Annotated in this window: 12 protein-coding genes; 6 read left to right on the top strand and 6 right to left on the bottom strand. The window is 72.8% G+C overall.

Annotated features, from left to right (window positions below):
- Positions 1-2 precede the first annotated feature (2 nt).
- Entirely contained in the window at positions 3-1,208 is a 1,206-nt protein-coding gene (locus WIS52_RS22565; RefSeq protein ID WP_349300334.1) for an MFS transporter, read from the bottom strand.
- 210 nt (positions 1,209-1,418) lie between these two features.
- On the bottom strand, positions 1,419-2,096 hold the full coding sequence (locus WIS52_RS22570) for a YoaK family protein (RefSeq protein WP_349300335.1): 678 nt from the start codon (positions 2,094-2,096) through the stop codon (positions 1,419-1,421).
- 93 nt (positions 2,097-2,189) lie between these two features.
- Here WIS52_RS22570 and WIS52_RS22575 point away from each other — a divergent pair, with 93 nt between their 5' ends.
- Complete coding sequence (locus WIS52_RS22575; RefSeq protein ID WP_349300336.1) at positions 2,190-2,681, top strand: hypothetical protein; 492 nt, start codon at positions 2,190-2,192, stop codon at positions 2,679-2,681.
- A 10-nt stretch (positions 2,682-2,691) separates the two neighbouring features.
- Here the strand turns inward: WIS52_RS22575 and WIS52_RS22580 are convergent, their stop codons facing one another.
- Positions 2,692-3,099, bottom strand: coding sequence for a universal stress protein (locus WIS52_RS22580; RefSeq protein ID WP_349300337.1), 408 nt, complete (start codon positions 3,097-3,099; stop codon positions 2,692-2,694).
- A 159-nt stretch (positions 3,100-3,258) separates the two neighbouring features.
- Between WIS52_RS22580 and WIS52_RS22585 the strand changes: the two genes are divergently transcribed.
- From WIS52_RS22585 to WIS52_RS22600, 4 genes are all read left to right on the top strand, one after another.
- Positions 3,259-4,254, top strand: coding sequence for a Bug family tripartite tricarboxylate transporter substrate binding protein (locus WIS52_RS22585; RefSeq protein WP_349300338.1), 996 nt, complete (start codon positions 3,259-3,261; stop codon positions 4,252-4,254).
- A complete protein-coding gene (locus tag WIS52_RS22590; RefSeq protein ID WP_349300339.1) occupies positions 4,251-4,931 on the top strand; it encodes a tripartite tricarboxylate transporter TctB family protein in 681 nt (226 codons plus the stop codon). The genes WIS52_RS22585 and WIS52_RS22590 overlap by 4 nt, the downstream gene beginning before the upstream one ends.
- Before the next feature lie 2 nt (positions 4,932-4,933).
- Positions 4,934-6,439 carry a tripartite tricarboxylate transporter permease gene (locus WIS52_RS22595; protein ID WP_349300340.1) on the top strand — a complete coding sequence of 502 codons (1,506 nt, stop codon included), beginning with the start codon at positions 4,934-4,936 and terminating at the stop codon, positions 6,437-6,439.
- A gap of 140 nt (positions 6,440-6,579) precedes the next feature.
- Positions 6,580-7,545, top strand: coding sequence for a hypothetical protein (locus WIS52_RS22600; RefSeq protein WP_349300341.1), 966 nt, complete (start codon positions 6,580-6,582; stop codon positions 7,543-7,545).
- A 56-nt stretch (positions 7,546-7,601) separates the two neighbouring features.
- Here WIS52_RS22600 and WIS52_RS22605 read toward each other — a convergent pair whose 3' ends face one another.
- The 3 genes from WIS52_RS22605 to WIS52_RS22615 form a co-directional block, all read right to left on the bottom strand.
- Positions 7,602-9,425 (bottom strand): NAD(P)/FAD-dependent oxidoreductase, encoded by a 1,824-nt coding sequence (locus WIS52_RS22605; RefSeq protein ID WP_349300342.1) that lies wholly within the window; start codon positions 9,423-9,425, stop codon positions 7,602-7,604.
- Between the two features lie 140 nt (positions 9,426-9,565).
- Positions 9,566-10,270 (bottom strand): DUF1684 domain-containing protein, encoded by a 705-nt coding sequence (locus WIS52_RS22610; RefSeq protein ID WP_349300343.1) that lies wholly within the window; start codon positions 10,268-10,270, stop codon positions 9,566-9,568.
- 129 nt (positions 10,271-10,399) lie between these two features.
- Positions 10,400-11,227, bottom strand: coding sequence for a hypothetical protein (locus WIS52_RS22615; RefSeq protein WP_349300344.1), 828 nt, complete (start codon positions 11,225-11,227; stop codon positions 10,400-10,402).
- Between the two features lie 90 nt (positions 11,228-11,317).
- Between WIS52_RS22615 and WIS52_RS22620 the strand changes: the two genes are divergently transcribed.
- The gene (locus WIS52_RS22620) at positions 11,318-13,204 is read left to right on the top strand and encodes a hypothetical protein (RefSeq protein ID WP_349300345.1); all 1,887 of its coding nucleotides are present in this window, start codon (positions 11,318-11,320) and stop codon (positions 13,202-13,204) included.
- Positions 13,205-13,228 lie beyond the last annotated feature (24 nt).

Here is a 13,228-nt window from a genome sequence, read left to right on the forward strand (position 1 = left end):
GATCATGCCCCGGACGAGGGAACCGGCGTGCCGCGCTCGTCGGGCACGGTCTCCCGCACCCGCCGGCCCAGCACGGTCGCCACGCCCGCCACCAGGACCACCACTCCCCCGTAGACCAGCGCGGTCGTGCGCAGGTCGCCGAACGTCGCGGCGACCCCGGCGATCATGGCGGGCACGCTGAAGGCGAGATAGGCCAGCGTGTAGGTCGCCGCGAACAGCGCGCCGCGCTCGTGCGGGCCGGCCATGCCGGCCAGCGTCCCGAACGTCGCGAACGCCGCCGCCCCGAACCCGACGCCCGCGATGAGCGTCCCGGCGACCGCGACGGTCAGCAGACCGCTCGCCACGCCGACGAGGGTGACCAGCGTGCCCAGCGCGAGCAGCGCGGAGGCTCCGAAGAGCTCCCGTTCCGGCGTCCGCCGCCGGACCAGGAAGGCGGTCAGCGCACCCGTCCCGCACAGCGCCGTCACCACCAGGCCGCCGACGAGGTGGCTGCCCACGCCGAACACCCGGGCGGTCAGCGACGGTCCGAGCGAGAGGTACAGCCCGGTCAACGACCAGGACGCCAGCAGGATCGGCACGAGCTCACCGAACCGCCCGCGCAGGTGTACCGGCACCGAGGCCCGCGGCCGAAGCGACGCCCACGCACCCGGCCGTCGGTCGATCGTCTCCGGGATCAGCGCCACCAGGAGCGTCGCGACCAGCATCCCGCCGAGCAGCAGCACCCACACCAGGCGCGTCGGCCCGGGCGCGTACTGGACCAGCACGCCGCACCCGAGCGCACCGAGCGCCAGCCCGGACAGCGGCGCGATGCCGTTGACCAGCCCGGCCCGCTCCGGACGCGGCGCGAGGTCGACGAGCGCGGCGGGCAGCGTCGCCGTCGCGGCACCCGTCGCGAGGCCCTGCACGATCCGGGCCGCGAGCAGCCAGCCGACCCCGTCCGCGACCAGGAACAGCACCAGGGCCACGATCTCCACGGCCAGCGCACCGAGCAGCACCGGCCTCCGTCCGATGTGGTCGGACAGCTTCCCGACCACCAACAGCGCCGCGATGAGCGCGAGCACGTAGACCGCGAACACCGCGGTCAGGGTGAACTCGGTGAAGGCGAAGCGCTCCTGGTAGACGACGTAGAGCGGGGACGGCGCCGACGACGCCGCCAGGAACCAGAGGAACGTCGCCGCCACGACGGCGAACGCGACCGGTCGGGACACTCGGAACCGGAGCCTCACGGCACTCCCTTGCGATCGAGCCGGATCGGCCGGGTCGAACGGGTCGGCCGGGTCGAACTGGTCATCCGCTCCACGCATCGATGACGCCGGGCAGATGCTGAGCGTAGGCAACGATGGGTGGAGATCCGGCATTCCCGTTGGTGATCAGCAGTTCCGGACGGCGACGCGGGCCGCCCGCTCCGCGACCGTCGATCACCCGGGCGCGGACCGGGGCCGGGCGTCGAGCAGGTGCACGCCCAGCGCGACGCCGAGCAGGACCGTCGCGAGCACCGGAACGGCGGCGGGCAGGTACACCAGCAGCACCCCACCGGCCAGCGCGCCCGCGACGATCCCGCCCAGCTGCCGCCAGGCCGACCACCGCCGTCCGGCCCCGGCGGCGAGATCGGCGAGCGCGCCGGTCAGCGTCCCGGTCATGTAGGTGCTCGACGGGCCCAGGCGCAGCGAGATGCTGCTCTGCCCGCCCATCGCGAACGCGGCCGCGACCAGCAGCGCGGTCCGCACCCCGGCCCGGTCGCCGGCGAGGGCCCAGACGACCGCCGACGCGGTCAACACCAGCAGTTCCGCCGCGAGCGGCCACCCGATGGCGTGCGGCCACCGCCGTCGTGCCGACGACCAGGCGACCGCGCCCGCCGCGAACCCGGCGACCGCGACCGCCGGCGGCAAGAGCTCGCCCCACCCGCCCGCGACGAGCGCGTGCGCGCCGGTCACCAGGTTCCCGGTGACGACGCCGGCGAAGGCACCACCCAGCGCGACGACCGCCCAGACGTCGACGACGCCGGCGCACGCCGCCAGCAGGGCCGTCACCGTCGCGCGGCCCGCCGTCGCCTCCCGCCCGGACGCCGCCGTCCGGTCCCGGTCACCCGTCGTCATCAGTCGAAATCCTGCCGTATCCGCAGCGCACGGGCTCGCTGATACCCGGACGGCCTACTCCCCGGATGATCGCGATGGTGGCAGGCTGTCCGGGTGCTCCGTGCTACGTCGTCCCGGGTGGGACTGTTCGCCGTGCGTTACGAGGTGAGCCGTGACGGCCGCCCGGTGACGGGCTGGACCGCCCGGAACCGCTACCAGCCGCACCGCGACCTGATGATCGACGGCCACCCGTATGCGCTGCGCTCGGAGGGCATCGCCCGCTTCGCGCTGGAGGGCGACCTGCGGGCCACCATCCTGCGCACGGCCGACGGGCCGGTCACCAAGCGGCACTGGAACGTGGAGCTCGGTGACCTGAAGTACCGGCTGGCGGGGTCCGGCGTCGGGAAGCGGTTCTCGCTGCTCACCACCGCCGACGCGGTCAACGAGGCCGGGCGGGTGTGGCGCAGCGGGGCGGTCCGTCCGACCTACGTCGCCGAGCTGCCGGACGCCCTCCCGCTGCCGGTCCAGGTGCTCGTGCTGTGGGCGTCGATGACGATCTGGCGGGCCAGCGTCGCCGCCGCGGGGACGGCGGCACTGACCCGCTGACGCACCGCCGCTATCGGCCCGCGTGGGTCACCAGGACCGGGATCGGCGACTCGAGGATGATCCGCTGCGCGGTGCTGCCGGTGAGCAGCTTGCCGACCGGGCTGCGCCGCTTCACGCCGACCACGAGCATCTCCCCGCCGGCCCCCACGACCAGGTCGAGGATCGCCTCGGCCGGGTCGCCGCCGTCGTCGACGATCTCGATCCGGACGTCCGGATCGCCGTCGGTGCGCAGGTCGCCCAGCTGCGACTCGAGCTCGGTCCGGAGCGCACCGCCGTCGTGGCCGTCGGCGTCGAACTTCTCCTGCCGCGCGGTCGCGACGGCGACCAGCGGGGCACCTCGCAGCCGGGACTCACGGACCGCCAGGTCCAGCGCGGCGGCACCCTCGGGCGTCGGCCCGTAGGCCACACAGATCGTCATGTCGCTCCCCATCAAGCGCGTGCGGACGGCGCAGACACTAACCAGCCGCGGCGCCGCCACGACGTCGTCGTGGGTTGAGTTCATAGTGTTCACAGAGAACACAGAGTTCCCGGCCCTGACGTGGTCATCGGACCGGTGCATGTGCTTACGTTTCGCCCCATGCCACGACGGCAGGTCATCGCAGCCCTGGGAATCTTCGTCGTCGCCGCACTCGCGGTGACCGCCTTCGCCGACGCCGCCCGGTCCGGGGAGGGTCAGGCGGCACGCTCCAACCTCACCATGATCGCTCCCGCCGCGGCGGGCGGCGGCTGGGACCTCGTCGCCCGCGAGGCGCAGCAGGCCATGCGCACCGGCAGCGTCGTCAACACCGTCCAGGTCGTGAACATCCCCGGCGCGGGCGGGACCATCGGGCTCGCCCAGCTCGCCGGACTGGCCGGCGACGAGACCACGATGATGGTCACCGGCACCGTGATGCTCGGCGGGATCAGCCAGGCCGGCTCGGCGGGCCTGGAGAACACCACGCCGATCGCCCGGCTCGCCGAGGACTTCGAGGTGATCGCGGTCCCCGCCGACTCACCGTTCACGACCTTCGACGACTTCGTGGCCGAGTGGCAGGCGAACCCCGCCGCGCTGCCCATCGGTGGCGGCTCGGCCGGCGGCATCGACCACATGGTCGCCGCGCAGATCGCGCAGGCGCGCGGGATGCCGGCCGACGACATCGTCTACACCGCACACCCCGGCGGCGGCGAGCTCACGCTGAGCCTGCTGTCCACCGCGGCCGGCACCGTCGGCGTCGGGATCTCCGGGTACAACGACTTCCGCGACCTGGTGGAGTCCGGGCAGCTGCGGGTGCTGGCCGTCGTCTCGCCGGAGCGGCTGGAGGGCGTCGACGCGCCCACGATGGACGAGCTCGGCTACCCCGAGGTCGACCTCGTCAACTGGCGCGGTCTGGTCGCCCCGGCCGGGATCACCCCCGAGGAGCGCACGGAGCTCGAGGGGATCACCCGCGAGATGATGGCCACCGAGTCCTGGGACGAGGCGGTCGACCGCAACCGCTGGGTGCGCAGCGAGATCTACGGCGACGAGTTCGAGCAGTTCCTCGTCGACGAGCAGAACCGGATCGACGACCTCCTGGAAGAGCTGGGGCTGGCATGAGCACTCCGACCGTGACCACCGGGCGCCGGCCCGTGCACCTGTCCAAGGGGGCACTCGTCGTCCCCGCGATCCTCGCCGGGCTGGGGCTGTTCCTGCTCTACGGCACGCTGACGATGGAGGTCGTCGGCGACGGCGGGCTGTTCGGCCCCACGACGATGCCGTGGATCGTCGTCGTGCTGTGCTTCGTCGTGGCGGCGTTGCTGACCTTCGACATCCTGCGCCCGCGTCCGGAGTACGACGCGGTCCCGGCCGCCACGACCGCGACCGTACCTGCCGGAACGACCACCGACACCACCCTCGACGACGGCGCGACGGGCGGTCCGTCCGCCACCGTGACCGACTCCACCGACACCGACACCGACACCGACCCCGGCACCGACCCCGGCACCGACCCCGGCACCGGCGAGGCCGGCGCCGACGCGCCGGCGCCCGAGGGCGTGAACGTCCCCGCCGTGCTCACCGCCGTCGGCGGCGTCGTCGGCTTCATCATCGTCCTGCCGTTCCTGGGCTGGATCCTCTCGGCGACCGGGCTGTTCACCGCCGTCGCCGCCGCGCTCGGCAACCGGAAGTGGCTGCCGATCGTGCTGGCCGGCCTGGCAGTGGCCTCCGCGGTCCAGGTCGTGTTCAGCGCGATGCTGGGGATCTCGCTGCCCGCCGGCTTCGTCGGAGGGTTGTAGAGATGGAACAGCTGACCAACCTGCTCGGCGGCTTCGCCGACATCCTCTCCCCCTCGGCGCTGCTGTTCGTGTTCCTCGGCGCGCTGCTGGGCACCGCGGTCGGCGTGCTGCCGGGCCTCGGGTCGGCGATGGCGGTGGCGCTGCTGCTGCCGCTGACCTTCGTGCTGGAACCGACCAGCGCGCTGATCATGTTCACCGGCATCTACTTCGGAGGGTTGTTCGGCGACTCGATCGCCGGCTTCCTGATGAACACGCCGGGCAACTCGACGGCGATCGCGAGCACCTTCGAGGGCCACCGGATGGCGCTGCGCGGCAAGGCCGCTCAGGCGCTGGCCACCGGCGCGATCGGTGCCTTCATCGGCGGCATGGTCGCCTCGACGCTGGTCGTGTTCTTCGCCCCGACGCTGGCGAGCCTCGCGACCGGGTTCGGCCCGGCCGAGTTCTTCGCGCTCGCCGTCTTCGCCTTCATCGCGATCTCCGCGGTCGTCGCCGACTCGGCGATCCGCGGGATCGCCGCGCTGGCGATCGGCCTGTCCCTGGCCCTGATCGGGATCGACCAGCCCTCCGGCACGCCGCGGTTCTCGTTCGGCGCCTCGCAGCTGCTCGACGGCGTCTCGATCGTCGTGATCACGGTGTCGCTGCTGGCGCTGGGTGAGGTGTTCGCCCAGGCGGCCAAGTACGGCCGCGCCGAGGACACCCGGGCGGTCATGCCCAAGGGGCGGTGGTGGCTGTCCAAGGCGGAGATCCGCCAGGCGATGCCGGCGTGGCTGCGCGGCACCGCGATCGGCGTCCCGTTCGGCGTCATCCCGGCCGGCGGCGCCGAGGTGCCGACGTTCCTCGCCTACGGCACCGAGCGCCGGCTCGACCGGCGCCGCGCGCAGCCGATGTTCGGCAAGGGCGCGATCCAGGGTGTCGCCGCCCCGGAGGCCGCGGGCAACGCGACCGCCGGCACCGCGATGGGTGCGCTGCTCGCGCTGGGCCTGCCGACGTCGGCGACGGCAGCGATCCTGCTGGCCGCGTTCCAGCAGTACGGTCTGCAGCCCGGACCGCTGCTGCTGGAACGCTCCGGCGACATCGTGTGGGCGCTGCTCGCCGGGTTCTTCCTGGCGATGATCGTGCTGCTGATCCTCAACCTGCCCTTCGCTCCACTGTGGGCACAGCTGCTGCGGGTGCCGAAGTCCTACCTGTACGCCAGCATCGCGGTCTTCGCGGCGTTCGGTGTCTACGCGGCCGGGGCGAGCACCGTCGACCTGGTGATCATGCTGATCCTCGGCGTGCTGGGGCTGGCGATGCGCCTCTACGACATCCCGGTCGCGCCGGTGCTGATCGCGGTGATCCTCGGCCCGCTCGCCGAGTACTCGCTGCGGGACGCGATGACCAACTCGGACAACGACCCGGCGGTGCTGGTGTCGTCGCCGATCACGATCGTGCTCTACGTGCTGCTGGTCGCCGGGCTCGTCTGGACCGCCTGGCGGCGGTTCGCGGAGAAGCGCGCCGCCGACGTGTAGGCGGCTGCGCCACCCGTGAGTACTTTTCGGGGTTCGGACCCCGAAAAGTACTCACGGGCTGTCCACAGGCTCTGAAGTCGCGGGGTCGGACGGGACGCTCCCGACGCACCGTTGTCCGTATGCGAACGACTCAGCGGTCCGTGCCCCGTGAGGTTCTCGACAACGACCGGGTGCACCGGTGGGAACAACTCCTCGACGCGCAGAGCGGGATGGTCCACACGGGCCAGCTCGCCGCGTTCGGAGTCACCTCGGAGAGCATCCGCGCTCAGGTCGAGGGCCGGCGGTGGAACGGGTACGTCCGCTCCGTGTACGCCACCTTCACCGGACCGCCGCCGAGGGAATCGCGGATCGCCGGGGCGCTCCTGTACGGCGGTTCGTCCGCGATCCTCAGCCATCGCACGGCCGCCGAGGAGTGGCGGATGCTCGTCGTGACCACGGGCCCTGTGCACATCACCGTTCCCTACACCTCGTCGGCGGTCTCCCAGCCGGACGAGATCGTCGTGCACCGCTCCCGGGCCCACCCACACATCGCCGTTCCGAGCGTGCCGCCGCGCACCACGCGTGCGGACACGGCGGTCGATCTCGCGGTCGCCGCTGTGAGCGCCCGCGAGGCGATGGTCCTGCTCCTGACGCTGATGACCGACCACCCAGTACGACCGGTCGAGGTCGAGCAGCGCATCGTCGAACGCCCTCCGCGCCGGTACCGGCGGGCGCTCCTCGACGCGGTCCGACTGGTGCGCGACGGGGTGCAGTCGGCACTCGAGGAACTCTTCGCAACCCGGGTGGAACTCGCGCACGGGCTGCCGACCGGGACACGGCAGGTCCCCGTCGTGGTCGACGGCGTGACGATGTGGGAGGACGTCACCTACGACGCCAGTGGATTCGCTCTGACGGTACGGCTCGACGGACGCACCCACATCCGCGCCGACGTCGCATTCCGCGACCGGCGTCGCGACAACGCCGCCGAGCTCGCCGGACGGGCACGGCTGGTGTTCGGATGGCGGGACCTGTCCGCGGATCCGTGTGCGGGAGCGCGGGAGGTCGCCGCCGTGCTGCGGCGGCTGGGATGGACGGGACGGCTGGCCGCGTGCACTTCGTGCCTGTGAGTACTTTTCGTGGCCCTGACCACGAAAAGTACTCACAGGCGGCGCAGCCGCCTCGCCTACTTCAGGTGGTGCCGCTCCTGGAGGCCGTAGACCGGGGTGGGGATGCCCTCCTGGCGGGCCTTGAGCTGCAGCGCCAGATACAGCGAGTAGAACCGGCTCTGGTGCAGGTTCCCGCCGTGGAACCACAGGTTCTGCTGCTGGGTCGGCTTCCACATGTTGCGCTGCTCGCCCTCCCAGGGACCGGGGTCCTTGGTGGTGTCCGACCCCAGACCCCACACCTTGCCGACCGAGTCGGCGACCTCCTGCCCGACGATGTCGGCGGCGAGGCCGTTCATCGAGCCGTAGCCGGTGGCGAACACGACCAGGTCGGCCTCGAGCTCGGTGCCGTCGGACAGGCGCACGCCCTTCTCGGTGAACTCGGAGACCTGGCCCTTGGCCAGCTTCACCTTCCCGTCGGCGACCAGCTCCGCCGCGCCGACGTCGATGTAGTAGCCCGACCCCCGGCGCAGGTACTTCATGAACAGCCCGGAGTCGTCGTCGCCGAAGTCGAGGTCGAACCCGGCGCCCTCCATCCGCCGGTAGAAGTCGGCGTCCTTCTCCCGCACGACGTCGTAGTTCGGCTTCTCGAACGTGTGCATGATCCGGTACGGCAGCGACGCGAAGATCATGTCGGCGGTGCGGGTGTCGATGCCGTTGCGCACGGCCTCCTCGGAGTACAGCGGGCCGAGGCACTGCGACATCAGCGTGTCGGACTTGATGATGTGTGTGGACGAGCGCTGCACCATCGTGACGTCCGCGCCGACCTCCCAGAGCGCCCCGCAGATGTCGAACGCCGAGTTGTTCGACCCGATCACCACGACCTTCCGGTCCCGGTAGGCGTCCGGCCCGGGGTGCTCCGACGAGTGCTGTACCTCGCCCTCGAAGTGCTGCCGGCCCGGCACGTCGGGCACGTTCGGCTTCCCGGACACCCCGAGCGCGATGACGAGCTGGCGCGGGCGCAGAGTGATCTCCTCACCGGCCCGGTCGACGACGACGTCCCACCGGCCGTCGGCGGCGTCGAAGCTCGCCGAGCGGGCCGTCGTCGAGCCCCAGTAGTTGAGCTCCATGACCCGGGTGTAGAACTCCAGCCAGTCGCCGATCTTGTCCTTCGGCGCGAACACCGGCCAGTTGTCCGGGAACTTCAGGTACGGCAGGTGGTCGTACCAGACCGGGTCGTGCAGGGCGAGGCTCTTGTAGCGCCGCCGCCACGAGTCCCCGGGCCGCTCGTTGCGCTCGACGATGATCGTGTCGATGCCGAGCTGGCGCAGCCGGGCGCCGAGCGCGATCCCGCCCTGCCCGCCACCGATGATCACGACCTCGGGGTCGCGGTCGCGACCCAGCTCCGCGAGCTCCTGCTCGCGCCGCTCCTTCCAGGTCACCCGCTCCGGGTTCGCCCCGTGCTCGGTGCCGAACGGGCGCTTCTCCCGCATCGGCTCCTCGTGGCCCTTCAGCTCGTCGAGCGTGGTGAGCAGCGTCCACGCCTTCGGCTCCCCGGAGCCGTCGGCGATCAGCCGGACGTGCCCCGACCCGCGCCCGACGGCCGTGGAGAAGTCGAACCAGGCCTGCACGACGCCGGCGTCGTCGGAGGTGGGTTCGGCGGTGATCGTCCAGCCGGACGGGTCGGTGTTCTCCAGGGTCGACGTCAACAGGTCGCGGACGCCGTCGTGGTGCTCGACCGTCTTCAGGTTCCAGGTGAAGGAGACCAGGTCACGCCAGTAGCACTCGTCGGCGAACAGCGACACGGCCCGGTCGACGTCGCGGGCGGCCAGGGCGTCCGCGAAGGACGCCAGCCAACCTTCGGCCGTCGTCCGGGCCGCGGACTTCTCCTGCGTTGCGGTCACGAGTACCTCCTGCGAGTCCTCACCGCGGGGGTGCTCGTCACCCGTGCCGCGGTCATCGGGGCAACAGCCGTGAGTGAACACCCCCATGGTGACCTGGGACACGGGTTGCGCGCACGTTGCAACCGGCGGCGGGCCCGCGATCAGGAGAGGTCGGGCCGCGGCGGCGTCCGCTCCCCCGCCTCGACCGCGACGTCGAGCCGGTTGCCGGCGGGCGGCAGCGGGCAGGTCGCGTAGGCGGTGAAGGCGCAGGGCAGGTTCAACGTCCGGTTCAGGTCGACGAGCACGGCGCCGTCGGCGTCCGGGTCGTCCGTGCGCAGGATGCGGCCGCCGCCGTAGGTCGTGTCGCCGGACGTGGCGTCGCGGAAGTGCAGCGACAGCCCACCGTCCTTGCCGGCCAGCGCGACCAGGCGCTGCGCGGTGCCGCGGTAGGTGAACGCGACCTCGCCGACGGCGGTCGGGAAGTGCTGCAACCCCGCGACGACGGCGTCGACGGCGATCCGGCGCGGCGCGTCGTAGGGGGTGAACCGCCCGGTCACGACGGCGGCCGGGTCGAAGTCCCAGGCCGGGACGCCGTCGAACGCGGTCCGGGTGACCGCGCGCGGGTCGCGGACCCGCAGGGCGTAGTCGTCGGTGCGACGGGCGATCTCGACGACCCGCTCCCCCACCGCGACCATCACGCTGGGGGCGCCGTCGGCGGGGCGCACGTCCGCGGTCCCGTCGAGCGGCTCGGTGGCCCCCGGCAGCACGACGCCGTCGGCGGCCGCCGCGGTGATCGCGACGGTGTCGGCGTCGGCGACGCGCCACGTCCCCGGCAGGTCCGGGATCGCGCCGTCGCCGCCCGACAACCAGTGCAGCGCGGTCAGGGCGAGCCAGCCGTGCGGCGCGCGCAGCGCCTCCTCGCGGTCGGCCCGCCAGGCCTTCCGGCCTGTGAGTACTTTTCGGGGTCAGGGCACCCAAAAGTACTCACAGGCACGCTAGTGCACCCGACGGCGGCGTTCCTCGGGTGCCGGGCGGGTCAGCACGATCACCCCGGCCAGCGCGACGGCCACGCCCAGGCCCGCGCCGAGCTCCCACCCGGGCCGGATCCGGTCGCCCAGCAGCGCGATCCCGACGACGCCGGGCACGACCACCTCGGTCACCGACAGCACCGCCGTCGCCGTGCCCACCGCGCCGTCCTGCAGCGCCTTGGCGAAGGCGGCCACGCCGAGCACCCCCATCACCACGACGCCGTACACCAGCGGGTCGAGCAGCAGGTCGCCGACGGTCTCCCAGCGGATCGGGCCCGGATGGATCGCGCGCACCGCCAGCGCGGTCCCGCCGAACCCGAGCCCGGCCAGGAACGCCAGCAGCATCGGCCGGCCGGCCCGCCAGACCAGCGGGGTCAGCACCAGCAGCACCACGAACGAGATCAGCAGGGCCGGGGTCGCCGCCTCGGGCATCGCCGACGGGCGTTCCGGCGCGGCACTGGCCGCGACCAGCACCAGCCCGGCCAGTACGGCCAGCACCGCGGCGCGGTCACGCAGGATCAGGTTCCACGGGCTCCAGCCGTGGTCGGCGAGCGTGGTCAGCGCGATCGCGCCGGCCAGGATCGACTGCACCGCGAACACCGGCAGGTAGCGCAGCGCGATGACGGTCAGCACCCAGGCGACGACGTCGGCGAACAGCCCGGCCAGGAACCACGGCTGCGCCCAGACCGGTCGCCCGAACTTCGCGAGCCGGCTCCCCCGGGCCTCCCACAGGGCCGCCACGGTGTTGCCGACCATCGCCAGGACGGCGATCAGCAGCGCGAACAGGGTGGTCATGACCCGGCCCATCCTGCCCGGTCGGCGCCGACCCGGCTCCGGACACGCCGATCCGACCACTGCCGCCCGCGACCGGGCACACTCTGGCGCATGCGGATGCGGTTCGGTGTGGACGAGGACGACGCGTTCCACGAGTGCGCGGCGACGCTGGTGGAGGGATTCGCCGACTGGCTCGACGAGAACCAGCTGGTCGCCGAGCCGGTGTCGGCCGAGTTGCTGCTGCAGTACCAGTGGCTCGAGGCCGGGGGCGACCTCGCCACCTGGCGTACGGAGCGGGTCGAGGAGTTCCTGGCCGCGTGGTGTCCCCGGGTGATGACCGAGCACCGGATCCCGGCGCGGCTGGTCCCGCTGACCGTCGCGGTGTTCATGGAGTACCTCGACGAGCACGGGCTGATCGCCGCCGACAGCGCGCGGCCGTCGCAGGTCCGGCGGGTGTGCACCCGCTACGCCGACACCTACGACGAGCTGGAGGCCCGTCCCGCGCACCCCGCGCTGGAGGAGTTCGACAGCCCGCCGGACCCGGTCCGGATCCCCGGGCCGGCCGAACGGGCCGGATCCGCGGCGGCCGCCCCGATCCTGCGCGACGCCCGCGCACTGGCCGGATGGTGCGGGGACAAGGGGCGCAAGCTCACCGCGACCGGGAATCTGCGGCTGGCCGACGCGCGGCACCTCGTCGAGCTGCTCGGCACCGGAGAGGAGCCGGACAAGCACGGCACGCTCGCCCGCTCCGACCAGCTGCCGATGCTGACCCTGATCCTGGAGACGGCGGTGCGGGCCGGCGCGGTACGGCGCGAGGACGGGCGGCTCGTCGCGGTCGAGCGGTTCGCCGGGCTCGACGACACCACCGCCCACGAGGACCTGGTGCTGGCCGCCCGTGACCACGGGATCCTCACCGTGCTGCACCACGGGCGGGCCGCCGAGGTGGACGACGACCTCGACCTCGAGGAGCTGTTCGGGGGCGGTGAGACACCGGGTGGCGACGCCGAGGAGCAGGCTCTCGAGATCCTCAGCGCGCAGCTCGCGGAGATGACCGGCGAGGACGACGACCTCGACGACGACGCGGACGAGGCCGAGCTGCCCGATCCCGCCGAGGATGCGACGCCGGCGTTCCTGGCCCTGCTCCGTCACCCCGCGGACGGGATGGCGTTCGACGACCTCGCCGCGCTGCTCGACCTGGTCCTCGGGTGGAACGAGGGGTACACCGAGCTCGACGTCGCGTCGCTCTACACCGGGAAGCTCCTCGAACGCCTGGAGCGGCTGGGTCTCGTCCGGTGGGACGACTGGCGGATCGAGATGTACTTCCGCGTGGAGCGCCGTGTCGGCGGCCGGGTCACGCTCACCCCCGGTGGCATCGCCTGCGCGCTGCTGGTCCTGGCCGCGGAGAACCTGGCCTTCCCCACCCGTCCGGACCCCGCGGTCGCGTCCGCCGCCGAGATCGTCGGACTCGCCGGCGAGGTCCCGCCCGACGAGTGGCGGCGCGACATCGACGCCTGGCTCGCCGCGCAGCCCGACGAGCAGCGCGCGGTCGCCGCGTTCGTGGCCGAGGCCCTCGATCCGGGCCGGCCGCTCGTCGTCGTGCTCACCTCGACCAGCGTCGCCGCCGAGCGGTTCGGCGCGGGGATCGTGGACGACCTGCTGCGCGCCCACCTCGACGGCCCGCACCGCGGCCAGGTCGCCCGCAGGCTCGTCGGCCGCGGGCTCGCCGACGCCGACGAGTTCGAACCCGAACTGTTGCAACACGCCTCGGTCGACGTCCTCGCCGTCACCATCGACACGATCGAGTCCGAGCGGTGGCCGGAGTTGTTCGCCCGCGAGTTCCCGCCGGAGACCGTCGACGTGTTCGACGAGCTGTGGCGGCTCGACAACCCGCACCTCGGCGACGTCCTCGCCGAGCTCGGCGAGCACCACCCGGACAAGGCCGTCGCGAAGGCCGCACGACGTGCCCGGTTGCGCTGGCGGAGCCGCACCGGCGGCTGAATCCCGCCCTGGCGGGGCCCGGAT

Source organism: Pseudonocardia nematodicida (assembly GCF_040105385.1).
In the GTDB taxonomy this organism is placed as follows: domain Bacteria; phylum Actinomycetota; class Actinomycetes; order Mycobacteriales; family Pseudonocardiaceae; genus Pseudonocardia; species Pseudonocardia nematodicida.

What these genes read in the sequence shown, in the direction of transcription:
- WIS52_RS22620 (WP_349300345.1), top strand. Translation starts at nt 11,318, where the DNA reads ATGCGGATGCGGTTCGGTGTGGACGAGGACGACGCGTTCCACGAGTGC.
- WIS52_RS22580 (WP_349300337.1), bottom strand. Translation starts at nt 3,099, where the DNA reads ATGACGATCTGTGTGGCCTACGGGCCGACGCCCGAGGGTGCCGCCGCG.
- WIS52_RS22585 (WP_349300338.1), top strand. Translation starts at nt 3,259, where the DNA reads ATGCCACGACGGCAGGTCATCGCAGCCCTGGGAATCTTCGTCGTCGCC.
- WIS52_RS22615 (WP_349300344.1), bottom strand. Translation starts at nt 11,227, where the DNA reads ATGACCACCCTGTTCGCGCTGCTGATCGCCGTCCTGGCGATGGTCGGC.
- WIS52_RS22570 (WP_349300335.1), bottom strand. Translation starts at nt 2,096, where the DNA reads ATGACGACGGGTGACCGGGACCGGACGGCGGCGTCCGGGCGGGAGGCG.
- WIS52_RS22590 (WP_349300339.1), top strand. Translation starts at nt 4,251, where the DNA reads ATGAGCACTCCGACCGTGACCACCGGGCGCCGGCCCGTGCACCTGTCC.
- WIS52_RS22595 (WP_349300340.1), top strand. Translation starts at nt 4,934, where the DNA reads ATGGAACAGCTGACCAACCTGCTCGGCGGCTTCGCCGACATCCTCTCC.